This is a genomic window from Bartonella sp. AP30XZML (assembly GCF_042195945.1).
Taxonomy (GTDB): domain Bacteria; phylum Pseudomonadota; class Alphaproteobacteria; order Rhizobiales; family Rhizobiaceae; genus Bartonella.
The window spans coordinates 133,592-154,278 of record NZ_JBHIPJ010000109.1 but is presented as its reverse complement, the minus strand read 5'-3'; the positions used below and the strand labels follow the sequence as shown (position 1 = coordinate 154,278).

The 20,687-nt window shown below is 37.0% G+C and carries 18 protein-coding genes and 1 pseudogene; 12 read left to right on the top strand and 7 right to left on the bottom strand.

Going from position 1 to position 20,687, the window contains the following annotated elements; all coding sequences use genetic code 11:
• The first annotated feature begins 342 nt into the window (after positions 1-342).
• The 6 genes from lptF (at position 343) to rsmA (ending at position 7,882) form a co-directional block, all read left to right on the top strand.
• Complete coding sequence (gene lptF, locus ACFIL2_RS08550; protein WP_375680271.1) at positions 343-1,533, top strand: LPS export ABC transporter permease LptF; 1,191 nt, start codon at positions 343-345, stop codon at positions 1,531-1,533.
• Positions 1,530-2,621 (top strand): LPS export ABC transporter permease LptG, encoded by a 1,092-nt coding sequence (gene lptG / locus ACFIL2_RS08545; RefSeq protein WP_375634113.1) that lies wholly within the window; start codon positions 1,530-1,532, stop codon positions 2,619-2,621. Before lptF ends, lptG begins: the two co-directional genes overlap by 4 nt.
• A complete protein-coding gene (locus ACFIL2_RS08540) occupies positions 2,622-4,982 on the top strand; it encodes an LPS-assembly protein LptD (RefSeq protein WP_375636284.1) in 2,361 nt (786 codons plus the stop codon). It begins immediately after the preceding gene.
• Positions 4,983-5,091: 109 nt separating this feature from the next.
• Complete coding sequence (locus ACFIL2_RS08535) at positions 5,092-6,048, top strand: SurA N-terminal domain-containing protein (protein WP_375634117.1); 957 nt, start codon at positions 5,092-5,094, stop codon at positions 6,046-6,048.
• Positions 6,048-7,061 (top strand): 4-hydroxythreonine-4-phosphate dehydrogenase PdxA, encoded by a 1,014-nt coding sequence (pdxA, locus tag ACFIL2_RS08530; protein ID WP_375634334.1) that lies wholly within the window; start codon positions 6,048-6,050, stop codon positions 7,059-7,061. Before ACFIL2_RS08535 ends, pdxA begins: the two co-directional genes overlap by 1 nt.
• Positions 7,052-7,882 (top strand): 16S rRNA (adenine(1518)-N(6)/adenine(1519)-N(6))-dimethyltransferase RsmA, encoded by an 831-nt coding sequence (rsmA, locus tag ACFIL2_RS08525; RefSeq protein ID WP_375636282.1) that lies wholly within the window; start codon positions 7,052-7,054, stop codon positions 7,880-7,882. Before pdxA ends, rsmA begins: the two co-directional genes overlap by 10 nt.
• Positions 7,883-7,911: 29 nt before the next feature.
• Here rsmA and gmk read toward each other — a convergent pair whose 3' ends face one another.
• From gmk to ACFIL2_RS08490, 7 genes are all read right to left on the bottom strand, one after another.
• Positions 7,912-8,589 (bottom strand): guanylate kinase, encoded by a 678-nt coding sequence (gene gmk, locus ACFIL2_RS08520; RefSeq protein ID WP_375680270.1) that lies wholly within the window; start codon positions 8,587-8,589, stop codon positions 7,912-7,914.
• Positions 8,590-8,879: 290 nt separating this feature from the next.
• On the bottom strand, positions 8,880-9,989 hold the full coding sequence (gene mltG / locus ACFIL2_RS08515) for an endolytic transglycosylase MltG (RefSeq protein WP_375654936.1): 1,110 nt from the start codon (positions 9,987-9,989) through the stop codon (positions 8,880-8,882).
• 96 nt (positions 9,990-10,085) lie between these two features.
• On the bottom strand, positions 10,086-11,348 hold the full coding sequence (fabF, locus tag ACFIL2_RS08510; protein ID WP_375636277.1) for a beta-ketoacyl-ACP synthase II: 1,263 nt from the start codon (positions 11,346-11,348) through the stop codon (positions 10,086-10,088).
• Between the two features lie 101 nt (positions 11,349-11,449).
• On the bottom strand, positions 11,450-11,686 hold the full coding sequence (locus ACFIL2_RS08505; RefSeq protein WP_004860281.1) for an acyl carrier protein: 237 nt from the start codon (positions 11,684-11,686) through the stop codon (positions 11,450-11,452).
• A gap of 260 nt (positions 11,687-11,946) precedes the next feature.
• Positions 11,947-12,684, bottom strand: coding sequence for a 3-oxoacyl-[acyl-carrier-protein] reductase (fabG, locus tag ACFIL2_RS08500; protein ID WP_375617657.1), 738 nt, complete (start codon positions 12,682-12,684; stop codon positions 11,947-11,949).
• 18 nt (positions 12,685-12,702) lie between these two features.
• Positions 12,703-13,647 carry an ACP S-malonyltransferase gene (gene fabD, locus ACFIL2_RS08495; protein WP_375612933.1) on the bottom strand — a complete coding sequence of 315 codons (945 nt, stop codon included), beginning with the start codon at positions 13,645-13,647 and terminating at the stop codon, positions 12,703-12,705.
• 77 nt (positions 13,648-13,724) lie between these two features.
• On the bottom strand, positions 13,725-14,312 hold the full coding sequence (locus tag ACFIL2_RS08490) for an undecaprenyl-diphosphatase (RefSeq protein WP_375617656.1): 588 nt from the start codon (positions 14,310-14,312) through the stop codon (positions 13,725-13,727).
• Positions 14,313-14,646: 334 nt separating this feature from the next.
• Here ACFIL2_RS08490 and rpsF point away from each other — a divergent pair, with 334 nt between their 5' ends.
• The 6 genes and pseudogenes from rpsF to ACFIL2_RS08460 form a co-directional block, all read left to right on the top strand.
• Entirely contained in the window at positions 14,647-15,054 is a 408-nt protein-coding gene (gene rpsF / locus ACFIL2_RS08485; RefSeq protein WP_375612935.1) for a 30S ribosomal protein S6, read from the top strand.
• On the top strand, positions 15,054-15,302 hold the full coding sequence (gene rpsR / locus ACFIL2_RS08480) for a 30S ribosomal protein S18 (RefSeq protein ID WP_012754957.1): 249 nt from the start codon (positions 15,054-15,056) through the stop codon (positions 15,300-15,302). The genes rpsF and rpsR overlap by 1 nt, the downstream gene beginning before the upstream one ends.
• Positions 15,303-15,451: 149 nt before the next feature.
• Positions 15,452-16,432, top strand: coding sequence for a hypothetical protein (locus ACFIL2_RS08475; protein WP_375636275.1), 981 nt, complete (start codon positions 15,452-15,454; stop codon positions 16,430-16,432).
• Positions 16,433-16,457: 25 nt separating this feature from the next.
• Positions 16,458-17,054, top strand: coding sequence for a 50S ribosomal protein L9 (rplI, locus tag ACFIL2_RS08470; protein WP_375636273.1), 597 nt, complete (start codon positions 16,458-16,460; stop codon positions 17,052-17,054).
• Between the two features lie 594 nt (positions 17,055-17,648).
• Entirely contained in the window at positions 17,649-19,139 is a 1,491-nt protein-coding gene (locus ACFIL2_RS08465) for a replicative DNA helicase (protein ID WP_375617652.1), read from the top strand.
• A gap of 603 nt (positions 19,140-19,742) precedes the next feature.
• Positions 19,743-20,687: pseudogene (locus ACFIL2_RS08460) on the top strand (DnaB-like helicase C-terminal domain-containing protein); the annotation flags it as partial.

Sequence of the window (20,687 nt, the reverse complement as noted above, 5' to 3'; positions counted from 1 at the left end):
CTAATACAAAGGAAACGGTTCAAGATATAAACCCTCTTTTTTGATTGAGATGCATCATCTTTTTGCACGTGTCTTTAAAAGACAATAATTTTTATTTTCAACGTTAATAAAAAGTTTTTTAAGTTATCTTCTAGATTCTTCTAGTTTCTTTGTAGACTATAGTTGAAAATAAAATATAATGTACGGAAAATTTAAAGAGGACCTCATAGGCAATTTTATATTATTTATTTGGTAAAAATATCCAATTCATGAAAGGATATTTTTTCAAACTTTATTACATTTTAACCGAAAGCAGTAAGAATATTTGCTATCGAATTAAAAACTGAGGATTTTCCCCAATTTATGCGTATTATTGAGTTCTACATCCTGAAACGTGTCCTTGTTTTGTTTAGTTCTGTCATGATTGCAGCAGTGGGCGTTAGTTGGACTATACAAATTCTTGCACGGATAAACTTTCTCACAACAAGTAAACAAACACTCCTCACAGTCTTACAATTTTCACTCTCATTGGTTCCTTCTGTTATTTTTCTTGTCATTCCATTTGCATTAGTGATCGCAGTTACAACCATCCTCTCAGCAATGCATCAAGACTCAGAATTTGCTGTCATCAATGCCTCTGGTTTTCCTAAAAGTACTGTTTGGAAACCTATCCTTCTTCTTGCTATTGTTGCATCCTGTATCTCCTTTTCTATAGCTAATTTTGTTGTTCCTCAAGCGCGTCTTCATATGCGACAAATGCTAGCAAGCGCTCATTTTGATCTTATTAATCTATTCATTAGTGAAGGGAGCTTTCAAAAACTCGCCAATAACCTTTACATAGAAATTGGCGAACGAAATCCAAACGGAACACTTGAACGCCTTTTCATTGCCGACCAGCGTGATCCTAAAACTGATCTTTTTTATTATGCAACAGACGCATCCATTGTGAATAATAAAAACGGCAGTTTTCTGGTTCTCAATAACGGTGAAATAGAAAGAGTCAATCATCAAAATAACAGTGTTTCAATCGTGCAATTTAGCTCATATACTTTTAGCCTAGGAGAGTTTATCCCCAGTGATAAAACACCTACTCTTTATCCAAAAGATCGGTCTCTTTCTTATTTACAAAACCCTGACCCAAAAGATCCCTACTATCAACGAAAACCACTCCAATATAAAGCTGAATTTCACCGCAGATTAACACAATGGCTCTACCCTATTGTTTTTTCACTTATTGCATTAGCAGCGGCAGGGGATGTATGCTCCCATCGACAAGCTCGTCATTCCGCAAACCTCTCGGCAATTGCCCTTTCTTTTCTGGTGTATTGGATAGGATATTTTTTCGCAGAAAAATCAAAAAGCGATCTTGCATACGTTCCTCTCCTTTATATTATACCTATAGGAACAAGTGCATTTGTCTTTTTTATGCTTTTAACGAATCATAAAATTGGGCTTCCCACAAAAGTTAATGAGATACTTCAAATCGCTTTTCAAAAAATAATGAACAAATTTGAACATCGAAAATCTCAAGATTCCTCGGATAAAATATCATGATTGGGTGGACACTTGGACGATATTTTTTTATACGTTATCTTAAAATAACTTGTTATTTCTTGGGAAGCATTTTTGTTCTTGCTCTTTTAATCGATTTCACAGAGAATTCCGGTAGGCTATCTTCCCTTCCGCATTATACAGCAAAAGATGCATTTTTCCTCTCTGTTTTACGCATCCCTTTTATCATGCAACAACTTATCCCTTTCATTGCACTCTTTTCTGCAATGGCAACGCTTATCTCGCTCAACAAAAAACTTGAACTTGTGGTGACTCGTTCAATCGGTGTTTCTGCATGGCAATTTCTTATGCCAGCTTGTTTTGGAGCTTTTCTTTTAGGATTATTTTCAATTCTTCTCATTAATCCACTTGCTGCATGGGGATTTTCTCAAGCAGAAAAAAAGATGACTGAATGGCGCAATCACAATGTACTAACACCTCTTCACAATACAAGTATCCACTGGTTAACACAACGTACAAATTTAGGCAGAACAACCATTGGTGCTAAATCTATCACCGATCAAGGACTTTCTCTTCTCGATGCAACCTTTGTACAATACAATGACAATGCAACCGTTAAAAATTGGATTAACGCCCCAAAAGCAACCTTGACTAATGGATTTTGGCAATTAACAAATGGAACAATCTATAAAATAGGGCATCCTCCTGAAAAATTTACCGTGTTGCAAATAAAAACCAATCTAAAACCTGAATTTTTAACGGAACGTTTAGTGAATCCCGCAACTATTCCATTTTACCAATTGCCAAAAAAAATTATGATTGCACGTTCATTTGGCTATTCTGCTAATAATTTTGATATGTATTTCCAATCTTTGATTGCATTACCGGCATTGCTTGTGGCAATGACCCTCATTGCAGCAACTGTATCTTTAAATTTTACACGTTTTGGGCAATCTAGAATGTTGATTCTTGGTGGCGTAATAGCTGGGTTTATGCTTTATGTTATTTCCGTACTTGTTCAAGCTTTTGGTAATGCTGGATATATTCCACCAATTATTGCAGCTTGGACACCCGTTGTTATTGCGTTATTCTTAGGAATCTCTTTTTTACTTCATAAAGAGGATGGCTAAGTGAAAGCATTAACACTTAAAAAAACTATTTTAACAAAATTAAGTGCTCTCGCTTTTAAAAGTGTTGTGGGGATTATTTTAGGAGGTGCTTTATCTTATTGTGCGCACGCTCAAAGCCTTCAATCTCCTTCTCAAAGTCGCATTCAAAATCCGGAACCTCCTCTTTTGCTCTCTGCGGATGAACTCATCTACAATCGTGATGAAAACACTGTTTCTGCAAACGGTAATGTCCAAATCGAATATGATGGCAATAAAGTTATCGCTCAAAAAATTATTTACAATCAAAAAACAGGACGGCTTATAGCACAAGGGAACGTTGAAATTACTCAAAAGGATGGTAATAAAATTTATTCCAACCAAATTGATATGACCAAAGATCTTGGCGAGGGTTTTGTAAACGCCTTACGTATTGATACAGCCAACAATGTTCACTTTTCAGCCCAAAATGCTACACGCAAACACAATCACATAACAGTCTTTGAAAATGCAACCTATACAGCCTGTGAACCTTGCTCTTATAAACCAGATCGAGACGTCCTATGGAAAATTAAAGCAAGAAAGATCATATGGAATAATAGCGTCAAAAAAATTCGGTTTGAAAATAGCAGTTTTGAAGTTTTTGGTGTACCGGTTATAAAATTTCCAAATTTTGAGATCTATGATCCAACTGTCAGGCGTGCTAGCGGTCTGCTTACTCCTCATTTTTTTTATACTGATTATCTCGGTATGGGGATAAAGAATTCTTATTTCTGGAATCTCGCCCCCCATTATGATTTTACCCTTTCTTCTACGGTTTATACCCAACAAGGGCTTTTAACCGAAGGGGAATGGCGTCAGCGTTTAAAAACGGGCCGTTATAACATTCGCTTTGCTCATATATATCAAATGAAACCGCATAGATTTGATAATGATACGATTGATGCCCAACATAAAAACCGTTATATGCTGGCGACAAAGGGGGATTCTCGTATTAACTCACACTGGGCTTATGGATGGGATATTCTTGCACAATCAGATCGGCATTTTAGTCGTGCCTATAAACTTGAAAACTATAACAATCCTACACAACTTTCTCAGATCTATTTGAATGGTCTTGCAGGAAAAAATTATTTTGATATGCGTTTTTATCATTTTAAAGTTCAAGATTCAATACTGAATGATCCTCATTATGAACGTCACTCTCGACAAGCGTGGGTCTTACCACGCATCGATTATTTTTTCACACCAGATGAACCCATTTATAATGGAGAGCTTACCTTCCATAGTAATATACAATCAGTTTATCGTCGCCATGCTGACTTCAATTCACCCGACCAGAACGGAAACCCTCTCAACACAGTAAGACTTTCTGGTATGGCTGGAAATAGTTTGCGTTTAACAAACGAGCTTCAGTGGAAAAAGCGCTTCAACACGCACAATGGACTCATTTTAACCCCTCTTCTCTCTCTACGAGCTGATATCATTACAACCAATGCAAGCAAAAATCATACAGATTCTATAGAAAACAATGCCTTATCCGCAACTCATGGTTCAGCAATTCGTGGCATGGCAACAGCAGGGTTGGAACTACGCTATCCCTTCCTCATTATAGCTGATCATTCTACACATATTATAGAACCAACTGCACAAATTTTTATACGCAATAATGAACAATATATTGGACAAATTCCTAATGAAGATGCTCAAAGCTTTGTCTTTGATGCAACCACTCTCTTTCAACGAGACAAATTTTCTGGTTATGATCGTGTAGAAGGTGGTACAAGAGCCAATATAGGTATAAGATATTCTGGAAGCCTTAATGATAATTGGTCTCTTTATGGTCTCATTGGACAATCCTTTCATCTAGCAGGAAAGAATTCTTTTGCAGAAAAGGACTTTATCAATGTCGGTACTCATTCTAGCTTAGAGGCAAAACGTTCAGACTATGTTGCAATGTTTGGTACAACCCATAAAAGTGGTTTTTCCTTAGAAACGCGTGGACGCTTTGACAAAAAAACAGGAAAAATGCGCCGTAGTGAAATCGAAGCATCACAAAAATGGCAAAATTTTTGGGCGGCTCTACAATATGCCTATATCGCAAAGCAACTAGATTATGAATATTCTCAAGAGCGCCAAGAAATTTCTTTTCAAACAGGACTTAAATTGGCAGATTATTGGTCCATTAATAGCAACGCCGGTTATGATTTAGTATCTGGTACATTTATAAAGCGAGGAATTAGCTTGAGTTATATGGACGAATGTTTCGGGTTAACATTCGGTTATCAACAGGTAACGAATCCAGGCAGGAAAGCCCCCTTGCAAAACTTTAATTTCTCTCTTTCATTGCGTACGATTGCAGATATAGGAAAAAAGATAGATTAATTTATAAAGGGAATGTATCAGTCATTTAACTTATCATTGTTTTTATGAAAGAAAGCGTGTATTTTAAGTTGTTGATGAGAATTAATAAACAATGCGAAAGCCTATTTACATGAATAAATTGAAAAAGCGTTTTCTTGCTTTATTTTATATTGCATCTTTGAGCGTAAGTAGCCTGCTAATAAATGGATTTTTGATTCCGACAGTCTTTGCGCAGACTTCTATTGTTGTTACAGTTAATGGCAACCCCATCACAAATTATGATATACAAAGACGCCTTGCTTTTCTCAGGTTACAACAAAAGCAAAGCAATTTGGTGGCACAGGCTAAAAAAGAGCTTATTGACGAAAAGCTAAAAAATATTGAAATAAAACGTCGTAATATTGAAGTAAGCAATGATGAAGTTGATAGAGCTTTTGAGAATTTTGCGACACAAAATAATATGACGATTGATCAGCTCAACCAGATTCTGATCCAAACTGAGATCACTGTGCAACACTTTAAAGATTACATCCGTGGACAAATAGGATGGGGGCGTCTTGTTAGTGCACGCTATCAAGCTGAAACAGGTATGATTAGCGAACAAGAAGCTGTACGCAGAATATTAAAAAATGGTGGTGTAAAACCTTCAACCAACGAATATACATTACAGCGAATTGTTTTTGTCATTCCTGCACATCGTCGTTCAGAAATCTTTGAAAGACGTCAAAGAGAAGCAAGTAATTTTCGCGCACATTTCCGTGGATGTGCCAATGCTCACAATCAAGCAAGAGGTATTTTAGACGTTACTATCCGCCACTTAGGAAAGTTTCTGGAGCCACAACTTCCTAATGCATGGGAACAAGCTATTCTTGAAACGCCTGCTGGAAAAATGACAAAATTACAAGAAACATCTGATGGAATCGAAGCAATTGCTGTCTGCAAAATAAAAAGAGTTTCTGATGATTATGTCGCTCGACTGATATTTTCTCTTCAAGATAGTAAAAAAAGAAGCCCGCAAAAACTTGAAGAATTAAGCGAAAAATATTTAGGAGAACTGCGGCGAGTGGCACGCATTCAAAATTCATAATGGCTGCTCTTATTGTTAGCGGTGGTGATCCTGCCGGAATTGGTCCTGAAATAGTACTAAAAGCGTGGAATTTGCGTGTTACGCGCCAAATTCCACGTTTTGTACTTCTTGCTGATCCAGATGTTATTCGTTCGCGCGCTCGTTTTTTACAGATTGATGTTGAGGTGCAATCTGTTTTAATCAATAATCCTGCAAAAAATTTTCAAAACGCTCTTCCTATCATACCGTTAAAAAACAAACAAAGTGATCAATTAGGTATACCTTCATCGAATAATGCCGCTGGAATTATTGAAGCAATTAAACGCTGTGTTCAATTGATTCAAAATGGCCATGCATGTGCACTTATCACTTGTCCTATTGCAAAAAAGAGTCTTTATGATGCCGGTTTTCAATTTCCAGGTCATACAGAATTTTTAGCCGATTTAGCCCATAAAGCTTTTCATAAATGTTATCATCCAGTTATGATGTTAGCAGGACCCCGATTAAAAACAGTACCAATAACTGTTCATATTCCATTTAAAAATGTTCCTTCACAGCTTACCCGTGATTTAATTATTCAAACGGTACTTATTACTGAATATGACTTAAAAACAAGGTTTAAAATAACGTCACCCCGACTAGCTGTTGCTGGTCTTAATCCTCATGCTGGAGAAGGAGGTGCAATGGGAAAAGAAGATATTGAAGTTATCACTCCTGCTATTGAATATCTTAAAAAGAAAGGACTCAATATTGCAGGCCCACTGCCTGCCGACACAATGTTCCATGAATGCGCAAGAAAAGCATATGACGTTGCCATTTGTATGTATCATGATCAAGCCCTTATCCCTGTTAAGACATTAGATTTTGATAGCACTGTTAATGTCACGTTAGGTCTACCTTTTATTCGCACGTCTCCAGATCACGGAACTGCTTTTGACATTGCTGATAAAGGGATAGCCTCTCCCGAAAGCTTTATTGCTGCTCTTAAACTTGCAAATCAACTTGCAAAAAATAATTTAAACCCATGCCAATAGATAATCTCCCTCCTCTGCGTGAGGTCATTGATATATACGGATTACAAGCGCATAAATCTTTGGGGCAGAATTTTCTTTTTGATCTTAATTTAACATCTAAAATTGCTCATCAAGCAGGCAATATAGAAGGAAAACCTGTTCTTGAAATTGGTCCAGGTCCTGGAGGTCTCACACGTGCCTTGCTAGCAAAGGGTGCCATTGTAACAGCAATAGAACGCGATGAGCGCTGCATACCGGCTCTCTTAGAAATAGAAAAACACTATCCTAAAAAATTAAAAGTTATTTGTAATGATGCACTGAAGCAAGACTTCTCAAAACTCTTTGAAACAAGCCCAGTAAAACCTCGCATTATTGCAAATCTTCCCTATAATATTGGGACACAACTCTTATTAAATTGGCTTTTAACTGAACCATGGCCTCCTTTTTATGAATCAATGACATTGATGTTTCAACGTGAAGTTGCCAAACGGATTACAGCTAAACCTCAATCTACTCATTATGGACGTCTTAGTGTCTTAACTGGCTGGCGTACCACTGCTAAAATTGCTTTTGATGTCCCCCCTCAAGCCTTCATACCAATACCTAAAGTAACGTCTTCCGTTGTTCATATTATTCCGCGAACACAACCTCTTGCCTGCTCTGCAAAAAAACTAAGCCTCGTCACAAAAACCGCCTTTGGACAAAGACGAAAAATGCTTCGTCAAAATCTCAAAATACTTGGAGGTGAAGAGCTATTAGAAAAAGCTGGAATTGATGGAACGCGCCGTGCTGAAACGCTCTCGGTTTCTGAATTTGTAACTTTAGCGCATCTAGTGCTCTAAAAAATACACTTTGTGTTATAAAACCTTTTTTAATCACAACATTTATCGATTTTTTCAGCAATAAGCCCATCAACAAAAGAGCCAAGATAAGAACAACGCTCACGTTTTACGGTTTCAGCTAAATAAATTGATTTAATAAAAGATAAAGACTGATCTAAATCTTCGTTAATCACAACATAATCATAAGAAAGCCAATGCTTTAACTCCGTTCGTGCATTTTCCAATCGCAAATTGATAGTATCTTGACTATCTTCTGCTCGACGATGTAAACGCGAAACAAGCTCTTTCATTGATGGTGGAAGAATAAAAACAGAGACAGTGTCTCCTAGCATCTTTTTTTGCAGCTGCTCGGTACCTTGATAATCAATATCAAATAACATATCTTGGCCAGCATTCAATGCGCTTTCAACAGTTTCACGTAAAGTGCCATAATAATTTCCGTGAACTTCTGCCCACTCAATAAATTCATCCCTATCACGCTTATATTCAAACTCTTCTTTTGAAATAAAGTAATAATGCAGCCCATCTACTTCACTAGGACGCCTTTTCCTTGTGGTCATACTTACGGAAAGCTCTAATTGTCCCTCTTTTAGAAGTAATCGAGAAATTGTTGATTTACCAGCACCTGAAGGTGAAGAGAGAATAAATAAAAAACCGCGGCGTTGATTCATTTTTATAGTACTCAATTTACTTTCAAAGTCTGTCATTACATCACTCTACTTTGTTCATAAATGTTTCTCCAAAGTTTGAATTATACATTATCTCAACCTATCCCCTAATCAATGTGTTTTCTTAGAAATTCTCAATATTATTCTGCTCTTTTTTGAGATAAGGTATTAGCAGTATATTCACTTCTTTCTTAAATATTTTTATCCATACGCTAATCCCACTTGTGACAGACAAGAAAATAATTTTTTATCATTCTCATAAAAAGTTTAAATAGAAAAATTTTACTATATTTGAGATTTTCATTTACGATGGTGTTATCACTATAAATTCAATGTCTTGCCTTTAATTCTCGCCACTTGCGAACATTCATATTATGTTCTTCTAAAGTTCGAGAAAAAACATGCCCTCCTGAACCATCAGCAACAAAATAAAGTGCATCACTGCTTGGTGGATGTGCCACCGCTTTCAAAGAATCTCGACCTGGATTTGCAATAGCCGTTGGGGGCAAACCATTAATTTTATAAGTATTATATGGTGTTTCCTTCTCAAGATCTGAACGATAAATCGCACGACCGGATGGTTTTCCTTTTCCTCCGAAGAGACCATAAATCACTGTTGGATCCGATTGAAGACGCATATGCTTTGTAAGGCGGTTATAAAATACCGCAGCAACCATTGGTCTTTCTGCTGCAATTCCCGTTTCTTTCTCAACAATTGAGGCTAATATAACAAATTCATCAATTGATTTAATAGGTAAATCAGGTGAACGCGTAGCCCATATATCATGAATTAATTTTGTCTGTCCTTCACGCAATCTATTTACAATCTCTTTACGCGTTGTCCCCCGAATAAAATGAACTGTATCCGTCATTAAACAGCCTTCTGGAGGCAAAATTTTTGGAAGGTCTCCAATCAAAATTTCATTCGCAGCTAATCGATCGAAAACTTGCTGAACCGTTAAACCTTCAGGTACTGTAAATGTATATTCTATAGATTTTCCTTTCACAAGAATATCCATAATATCCTGCATCGAAGCATGAGCTGGAATTAAATATTCACCAGCCTTCAGATGCGTTGTTTTTTGGTGATAACCAACCCCATAAACAAAAATATCTGATGATCGAATGAAACCACGTTTTTCTAGCAATGAAGCAATTTCACGAATTCCGGTACCAGGATGGATAAGAACAATTTGTTCTTCCTCAATTTTTCCCTTTTCTTCAAAAATACTTTTTCCAATATAAAGAGGAATACTTATGGCAAAAAGAATAATCACAATCAGCATAAGAAAAAAATGACCGAGAATGACCAACGGATTACGGACGATAGATGATTTCTTTCGTTTTTTATGTATTAACATGTCATAACTATCTGCTAAATGATTCGAAGAGGAATCACTTACGTCCTTTAATGATTTTCCATTTTTCACATCGGACATAACCCCTCAATAGCGATTAAGGATAATATTATAATTTCTCATTCACCTTATAATAAAGTAGAAAACTCAAAAGCAGAAATTAAATAAAAATACTTATTATCCCCTAAAACGTCGCATCACCAACGATGCATTTGTCCCACCAAATCCAAAAGAATTAGAAAGAATTGTATCAATCTTTCGTTCACGCGGTTTGTGTGGTACAAGATCGATTTTTGTTTCAATCGATGGATTGTCAAGATTAAGTGTCGCTGGGGCTATATTATCCCGTATAGCTAAAATAGAAAAAATAGCCTCAGCAGCACCGGCTGCACCAAGTAAATGCCCGATAGATGATTTCGTTGATGACATAGAAACTTGTGGTGCATAACTCCCTAAAACACGCTCAACAGCCGCTAGCTCTATGGAATCAGCCATCGTAGATGTACCATGAGCATTAATATAATCAAGTTCACTCACATTCACTTGTGCACGCTTAAGAGCAGCTATCATACTACGCTGAGCCCCTTCACCACTTTCTGAAGGTGCTGTAATGTGGTAAGCGTCACCAGATAAACCATAGCCAATAACCTCAGCATAAATACGTGCTCCTCGTTTTTTGGCATGTTCCAGCTCTTCTAAAACAACAACAGCTGCTCCTTCCCCCATCACAAAACCATCACGATCAGTATCATAAGGACGTGACGCCCGTTCAGGATCATCATTGCGACAAGTAGAAAGAGCTCTACAAGCTGCAAAACCTGCAAGAGATATCCGATTTATCGGAGATTCAGTCCCCCCTGCCACCATGACATCTGCATCACCAAACATAATCAAACGTGCCGCATCACCAATCGCATGCGCCCCTGTTGAACAAGCTGTTACAACAGAATGATTAGGCCCCCGTAAACCATATTGAATAGACACATAACCAGAAGCAAGATTAATCAAACGACCTGGAATAAAAAAGGGAGAAACACGACGTGGGCCCTTATCACGAAGCGTATAACCAGCTTCAACAATACCTTCAACTCCCCCAATTCCCGAACCAATTAACACACCTGTACAAATCTGATCTTCATCACTCTTAGGAAACCATTCGGCATCTGCAAGCGCTTGGTTAGCAGCAGCCATTGCATAAACAATAAATGCATCAACTTTACGTTGCTCCTTAGGTTCCATATACAAATCAGCATTATAGGTCCCCTCTGTTCCATCCCCTAAGGGGATACGCGCAGCAATCTGGCATGGCAAATCTGACACATCAAACTCAGTGATACGTCGGACACCACTTCTTCCTTCAAGAAGTCGTTTCCAACTACATTCAATATTACCAGCTAATGGAGATACCAATCCTAAACCAGTAACAACAACACGTTTCATAACTTCTAACCTTGAACTAAACTTCACCTCTCAAAGCTCTCTTTTCAAAAGAGCTCCGAAGAATATAGGCAAAAGCAATTTATGCCTTTGCCCTTTAGTAATCACGCAGAAGCTTTATCAATGAACTTGACTGCATCGCCAACTGTAAAAATCGTTTCAGCAGCTTCATCTGGAATTTCTACCCCAAACTCTTCTTCAAAAGCCATAACGAGTTCAACCGTATCAAGGCTATCAGCCCCTAGATCATCGATAAAGCTTGCATTTTCTACAACTTTATCAGCATTAACCCCAAGATGTTCCACGATAATTTTTTTAACGCGCTCTACTGTATCACTCATGTTGAAATCCTCGAATTTATATTTCCTATAATTTGGTTAACTATATCGGTTCATCTAATCAAGCAATAGATGCATTACTTTAAAAGATTTTAGTAATGATTTAAAACATCCTGTGGATATCCCCTACAAAATGAACCAATCTGACATTCCGACATCAATTGATTAACGACCATATTAAAGAAATAGATGCATCTATCCATTTCAATCGTTACTATCTAAAATAATACAACTCATAAATCAATGTGGAATAAAATAAATACTCATATCATTGCCATTCCACCATTGATATGGAGTGTTTGACCTGTCGTATAGGCTGCTTCATCGCTTGCTAAATAAACAGCAGCAGTAGCTATTTCTTGCCCACTTCCCATACGCTTCATTGGAATTGCAGCCATAATGGCTTCTTTTTGCTTTTCATTAAGCTTGTCTGTCATTGCAGATTTAATAAATCCTGGAGCAATACAATTGACAGTGATATTTCGCGAAGCAATTTCTTGTGCCAATGCTTTAGAAAAACCTATCAAGCCTGCTTTTGCAGCACAATAATTCGTTTGTCCAGGATTTCCCACTACACCAACAACAGATGTAATGTTAATAATTCTTCCATAACGGCGGCGCATCATAGAATGTATTAATTCACGCGTCAAAAGAGAAGCAGCTGTTAGGTTAACTTCTAAAACATCATCCCAGTCTTTATCTTGCATACGCACAAAAAGACCATCCCTAGTGATTCCTGCATTGTTAACCAAAATATCGACGCCATCCATTTTTCTCTCTGCAACTTCAGCCAATTGTTTAATCGATTGGCGTTCAGAAAGATTAGCGGGAAATACAAAAACATTCTGCCCTAATTCTGCCGCCACTTCTCTGAGCTTTTCTTCACGTGTTCCATGAAGTCCAACAATGGCTCCTTGTGCATGAAAGCAGCGTGCAATTGCCTCACCAATTCCTCCCGAAGCCCCCGTTACAAGAGCTTTACGTCCTGTTAATCTAAACATCTTTTAACTCCTTATAGATTAAACGCCAAGCATACCTAGCGCTGATTCTATTTCATCAACTGTTCCAATGGTTACCCCCTTTATATCTTTGTTAATACGACGCGTTAAACCTGTTAAAACTTTTCCAGAACCAACTTCAAAAAGCGTATCAACTCCATTAGCAGCGATCCATTCTATTGTTTCACGCCATCGCACCCTCCCAGTCACTTGTTGGACAAGAAGAGTAGTAATACGCTCTGGATTGCTCTCAGGTGCAACAGAAACATTGGCAATCAAAGGAACAATAGGGGACATTTTGTTAACAGTCAAAAGTGCTTTCTTCATGGCATCAGCAGCAGGTTGCATTAAAGATGAATGAAAAGGTGCAGAAACAGGAAGAAGAAGTGCACGTTTTGCACCTTTTGTTGATGCAATCTCTACCGCTGCCTCAACTGCTTTTGCTTTACCGGAAATAACAATTTGCCCACCACCATTATCATTAGCAATCTGACATAGTCCTTCTCCAGAAACAGTTTCACAAATTTCTTCCACAATGTGCTCTTCTAAACCAATTAATGCAGCCATAGAACCTTCACCAACCGCGACAGCAGCCTGCATAGCATTGCCACGAATACGCAAAAGTCTTGCTGTATCTGTGAGAGTAAATGTACCAGCAGCACAAAGAGCCGAATATTCGCCTAAAGAATGACCAGCAACAAACCTTACCTTTTCTTCTATACGAAGCCCTAATTGTTTCATCACACGAATGACAGCCATAGATACAGCCATTAATGCCGGTTGTGCATTTGCTGTTAACGTTAAAACATCTGCTGGTCCTTCAAAAATGATCTTTGATAATTTCTCACCCAAAGCATCATCAACTTCCTCGAAAACCATCCTTGCGACAATAAATTGCTCTGCAAGCGCTTTCCCCATACCAACAAGTTGACTCCCCTGCCCTGGAAAAATAAAAGCTGCACCCATTTATCAACTCCTAAAACTGTACAATTAAATTATTTTCTTTTGACCTTATTCATCCGCACAAATCAATATAAAGCCCTTTATTTAAAACGAATACCACACTTAAAATTATATTTTAAGGGCGGAATTTGATATAAAAACTTAGGAAAATAGGGTGCTATAAACTGAATAACACCCAAACTTATGAGACTTCCTAAAAGTGCACCTGCTAAAATATCAAAGGGATAATGTACACCCACAAAGATGCGCGCCCAACAGATCAAACACAAAAATACGGTGGCAAATTTAAAAGTAACTTTGTATCGGTAAAAATAAAAGTTAGCTGCATAAGATGCAATGGTCAAGGCATGATTACTAGGAAAAGAAGCTGTTGCACGATGTTGAATAAGCGGTGTCGTCAGCCCTACCACGAATGGGCGAGGATGAAAATAAAAAAGAGAAATGAGATAACCTATGAAAAGAGATGCACAAATACTCATGCAAATGCTTAGCACAACACACCGTTCCCTCTCCCCACTACAAAACCACAACGCACAAAGATGGAGAGGAATAATATAAATTAAAAACTTTGCACAAAAAATACTAAACAAAACTATAATCGACCAAGCTTGATGATTGCCGACAAACATTTCAAAGAGTGTAACATCAATCTGGTTTAAAAAGTCCATTTTTCCCTCCTTTGCCTTTATATTACAGTATTATCTTTTTGTAGAAGAAGGAAATATATCAAGATTTAACAAATCAATTTTTTATGTGCATAAACTTGCTATTTTAAAAGATAACCTGTAGATATGAAATATTCGTTGCCGGCACTTTAGCTGGAGGTTGAACGGAGGGCTGTAAAATATCAGTAGGAAATACAATGTTTCCGGCCTCCCGTGTCTCCGCTCTGAGATGTCTCGAATTGTAAACGCGTCCTTTCTTCTTTGGATTTCCAAAAAAGACAAGTCGCAGAGGCTTTGCGCTAAAACCGGTGAAATTTAATTGAAGAAAGGCAAAACAATGGCTCTTTATGAACATATGTTCCTTGCCCGACAAGACATTGCTCCGCAGCAAGTTGATGAACTTTTGAGTCTCTACAAAGGTGTCATTGAAGCGCATGGTGGAAAAGTTGGGCGTATAGAAAATTGGGGACTTCGTCCTCTTGCTTACCGTATTCGTAAAAACCGTAAAGCTTATTATGTCTTAGTCAATATTGATGCACCAGCTTCAGCAATTGCTGAAGTGGAGCGTCAGATGCGCATCAATGAAGATATTTTGCGTTATATGACCATTCGCGTAGAAAAACACGAAAAAGAAAAATCTGCTATGCTCTCACACCTTGATCGCAATAGTCACATTGGACATGATGAAGAGCGTCCTCGTTTTCCACGTCGTCAACGTGAAAATACTATAGAAGGGGTAGAATGATGACTGATACTAATCAAAACTCTGCACGTCGCCCCTTTCATCGTCGTCGAAAAACATGTCCTTTTTCAGGGACCAATGCTCCCAAAATTGATTATAAAGACATCAAGTTGTTACAACGTTATATTTCCGAACGTGGGAAAATTGTTCCTTCACGGATTACTGCTGTTAGTCAGAAAAAACAGCGTGAATTAGCTAATGCTATCAAACGTGCTCGCTTTTTAGGCTTACTTCCGTACGTTATAAAGTAAGCGATCAATATGCTATGCAACTGGAGAGTTTCTCCAGTTGCTTTTCTTATATGGTTAAAAAATAGCTTGTTGTATCCTATGTTAAGCTATTAAATGTCAAAGTTGGGGTATTGACACGCCTCTAACTGCAGAAAGCAGGACAGCAATAAATGAAAAAAAATCGTACTTATGAGATATTAACCGGTATTTTAGCAGGATTATTTGCTGTTGTGATAGGACTGGCAATCATCAGTGTTGCAAATATCGTGCCCTTTTTTTCTCTTCTTCTTGGCTGCTTTCTTTCATTACCAATTTTTATTGTTGCGTTCGGTCAAGGAACATTAGCCAGTCTCATCGCCCTCATAAGTGCTACTGTTGTTCTTATCATAACCACTAATACCTATATTGCTCTTGGCTTTATGTTCTTATTTTTCCTTCCTGCTGTCTATGCTTCTTGGCTTCTTGGGCTTGCACGACCAGCGCAAAAAGAAAATGAACTGATATGGTATCCATTATCATCGGTTATTTTTCATTTAACTAATTTTATCGCTCTTATAGCAACTTTCATTGGGCTCTATGTTCAAACACGTCCTTCCACACCCATCGTTGCAAAAAAAATCACCGAAAACATAGCACAAACTCTGCAACAAACACAGTCAATAAAAGAAGCCTATATACGCGCTTTTAGTGAGCTTTTAATGACGCATACAGCAACTTTTACTGCTTTTTCTTTGACTATTTATAGTTTGGTTTTTCTCATTGGTAACCTTTACTTTTCCATTATAGCAGCACAACATATGAAATGGCTGAAAAGACCCCGTGATGATTGGAGCCAAACTCTCCGCCTTCCAATTTCTGGAATTATTATTTTCATTATTGTTTGCATAACATCGATGGTTGAGCTGAGCGCTTCTCTTAACTTGAGTACCCTTGTCTTTAGTACTGCATACATTGTCATCATATTAATTAGCGGTCTAGCATATCTTCACAATATTACAAAAGGGGTAAACGGTCGAATTATTATACTTTCTCTTGTTTATATTGCTATTTTTACAGTCGTTTTTGCTCCACCTATTGTTTTCATGGTACTTTTGATGGGAATTTGGGCTGCTATTCAATACAATTTTCAATCACGCAAAAAACTCCACTAAATTTATTTGTTCGAAAGGAAAAACTATGGATATTATTTTACTTGAGCGCATTCCTCGTCTTGGTCAGATGGGTGATATTGTCTCAGTTAAAGATGGTTATGCGCGTAATTTTCTCTTGCCTCAAGGTAAAGCTTTACGGGCAAATGAAGCTAATAAAAAACATTTTGAGGTACAACGTGCACAACTTGAAGCACGTAATCTTGAACGCAAAAGCGAAGCGCAAAAAATTGCTGAAAAACTTGATGGACAATCATTCATTGTTGTTCGTTCTGCTGGTGAAACGGGACAACTTTATGGTTCTGTGTCAACACGTGATATTGCTGAAATCATAACAGATGAAGGCTTTTCTATTGGAAGAAATCAAATCGAACTTAATCATCCAATAAAAATGATCGGTCTTCACACTATCACTCTTAGTTTACATCCAGAGGTTCAAATTTCTGTGATTATTAACGTTGCGCGTTCTACCAGTGAAGCACAACGCCAAGCAGAAGGTGAAACTCTCACTTCGGCTAAAGAAATATATAATATTCCAGAAGAATTATTAGAAGAAAGTCAGGAAGAATTATTGGCAGAAGAAATTAATGACAACGATATAAACAGTTCTCATCAAGAAGCTTAATTGCTATTTTTTCTTTCTGTTTTATATTTTTTATTCCATTATAAATATCGCTCATAAAATACTCACACTTTAAAAGTGAGTATTTTATGGCTATCGTACATAAAGAACCTAATTTTTATGAAAGAATTAGAAATATACTATTTAAAGGCATTACATGCCGAGAATGATAATATCACTAAGAGGAAATGTCTTTTGTTTTCCAGCATATAAAGCAAAAATAATTTAAAGTTCTACCCTTAAGGCTAAAGTTTGTATGAGCGTTAAGTTGATTATATCCTCACATGATCTGAAATAATTTCAGTTATAAAAAAATAATTCTACTTACACAGATATTGGAATTTTAAGGTTAAGTAACTTAAAAATACTTAAATTTAGAGTAGCAAAACTTCCACTTTAAAATCACATATTATAAAATAAAATAGATAGACGTTATATAAATAATACACAAATGATAAATGAGGAACGAAAAGAGAGTTTCAAAAAATTATATAATTTTAACTTAAAATGAAGATTTGTCGCTCTATTCTTTTAATTATACGATTTTCAATTTATCGCCTAAAGTAGCTAGACTTAGAATTTTAGTGGAAAAATATTATGGAAGAAACTAACGTTGTTAATGTCAGCTCTTCAAAGAAAGAGGATTCTCCTTCTTTTCGGCAACTTCCGCATAATATTGAAGCTGAACAGGCATTGCTTGGTGCCATCTTTATAAACAATGATTCTCTTGACCGCGTTTCAGATTTTCTAAAACCAGAACATTTTTTTGAACCATTGCATCAAAAAATTTATCATGTTTTATCTCATCTTATTAAAACAGGAAAACGTGTAGATCCAGTTACAATCAAGCCCTATATCCAAATGGAAGAAAAAATTGGAGATATTACTGTATACCAATATGTTGTTCGCTTAGCCACAGAGGCAGTCACTATTATTAACGCTGAAGATTATGGACGCGTCATTTACGATCTTTTTATCCGACGGTCTTTGATTAACCTTGGAACTCAAGTTGTCAATACAGCCTTTGATGCTCCTGTAGAACTCACGCCTACCCAACAAATTGAAACTGTTGAAAATCAGTTATTTGAGCTAGCAGAAAAAGGGAAATATGGAGGTGGATTTGAAAATTTTAATGAGGCTATTAAAAAAGCTATCGATATGGCAAGTGCTGCGAAAAAGCGCTCTTCACAATTATCAGGGATAGCCACCCATATTAAAACACTTGATGAAAAAATGGGAGGATTACAAGCATCTGACTTAATTATCCTTGCGGGCCGCCCTGGTATGGGTAAAACTTCACTGGCTACCAATATTGCCTTTAATATTGCTAATGCTTATAATCGTAATGCCAATATCCAAGAAAATGAAGGCGGCATTGTAGGATTCTTCTCACTTGAGATGTCATCCGAACAGCTTGCAACCCGTATTATTTCTGAACAAACAGAAGTCTCTTCTTCTGATATTCGGCGTGGTAATATTTCAGATGAACAATTTTCAAAAATTATTCGTGCGGTGAACCAACTACAAAAGGCACCCCTTTATATTGATCAAACTGGTGGAATATCAATTACGCAATTAGCTGCTCGTGCGCGGCGTCTCAAGCGGCAACATGGTTTAGATATCTTGTTTATTGACTATATCCAACTCATGACAAGCAGTTCAAAGCGTTCATCAGAAAATCGTGTTCAAGAGATCACAGAAATTACCACAGGATTAAAAGCATTAGCGAAAGAATTGAATATTCCTATTATCGCTCTCTCTCAACTTTCACGTCAAGTAGAAAATAGAACAGATAAACGTCCACAGCTCTCAGATTTACGTGAATCTGGTTCAATTGAGCAAGATGCCGACATCGTTCTGTTTGTCTATCGCGAAGAATATTATCTCAAAAATGAAGAACCAAAACTAAACACTTTGGAACATCAAAAATGGCTAGAAATAATGGACAAAGCTTTTGGAAAAGCTGATGTTATTATTGCAAAACAGCGCCATGGTCCGACAGGAATCGTTCCCCTTGCCTTTCAATCTGACTTCACACGCTTTAGTGATCTGGCCGATAGTAATTATCTTCCAGAGCAAATTGGTTAAATCAACATGACGCGCAATCGTATTCAATTTATCTGTCAAAATTGTGAAACCATTCTTCTCATTAAAAAATGTAGTTCTTATCAAGAATGAAATTTCTTACAAAGAATCATTTTTCAATGATTCTAGCCGCCGTTATTTGCTATTTAATAACATTCTTCTTGCATGAAATGATAACACATCTCTTAATGTTGTAAGTGGGGTACATATATTAAAATCCATAGCTAATCTAAATCTTTCTATATTGTTCCTTCTTTTACAAAACTCCTTCTCACAAGACACTCATTTTCTTGTTTTTAAATTCAAAAATAATTGCTGCTGTTGTGCAAGGCTGACTATTATGTAGAATATCAGAAACTTTCCTCTTTATAGGACAACCTCTAACCTTTTAACAAAAATATTTTCTAATCTATCTGAAAAATTACCCTAGTTACCGCAATATAAAAAACAAGCAGTGTTTTAAATACTACAGCACAGAGAAAATTCTACAACATGCAAAATATTCTTGATATAAAATTGCATAAAAACTGATATCTAACAAAAGGAAAGTGTATAATTATGCTAGAAAAAAAAGAAGACTGCGATAGTAGATTTGACAGTCTTGATGAAGCTATCAAAAGAGTTGTTGATATAGCAAGTGCTGCAAAAAAGCGCTCTTCGCAAATATCAGGGATAGCGACTCATATTCAAACACTTGATGAAAAAATGGGAGGATTACAACCATCCGACTTAATTATCCTTGCGGGACGCCCTGGTATGGGTAAAACTTCACTTGCTACCAATATTGCCTTTAATATTGCCAATGCTTATAATCATAATGGTAATATCCAAGAAAATGAAGGCGGCGTTGTAGGGTTCTTCTCACTTGAAATGTCCTCAGAGCAGCTTGCAACACGTATTATTTCTGAACAAACGGAAGTCTCTTCTTCTGATATTCGACGTGGTCATATTTCAGATGAACAATTTTCAAAAATTATTCGTACGGTAAATCAGCTCCAAAAGGCACCCCTTTATATTGATCAAACTGGAGGAATATCAGTTTCACAACTGGCTGCCCGTGCTCGGCGTCTCAAGCAAAAACATGGTTTGGATGTCTTAATTATTGATTATATCCAACTCATGACAAGTGATTTAAAATACACATCTGAATATCGTATTCAAGAAATCACTGCAGAATTAAAAGCTTTAGCAAAAGAATTAAATATCCCTATTATTGCTCTTTCACAACTTTCACATCAAGTTGAAAACAGAACAGATAAACGCCCAAAACTTTCAGATTTAGGTGGATTTGGTTCTATTGAGCAAGATGCCGACATCGTTCTGTTTGTCTATCGCGAAGAATATTACCTCAAAAATGAAGAACCAAAGTTCGGTAGCCTTGAACATATGAAATGGATAGAGACAATGGACAAAGTTTTTGGAAAAGCTGATGTTATTGTTGCAAAACAACGTCATGGACCGACAGGAATCGTGCCACTTGCCTTTCAGTCTTCTTTCACACGATTCAGTGACCTGGAAGATAATGATTATCTTCCAGAGCAAATTGGTTAA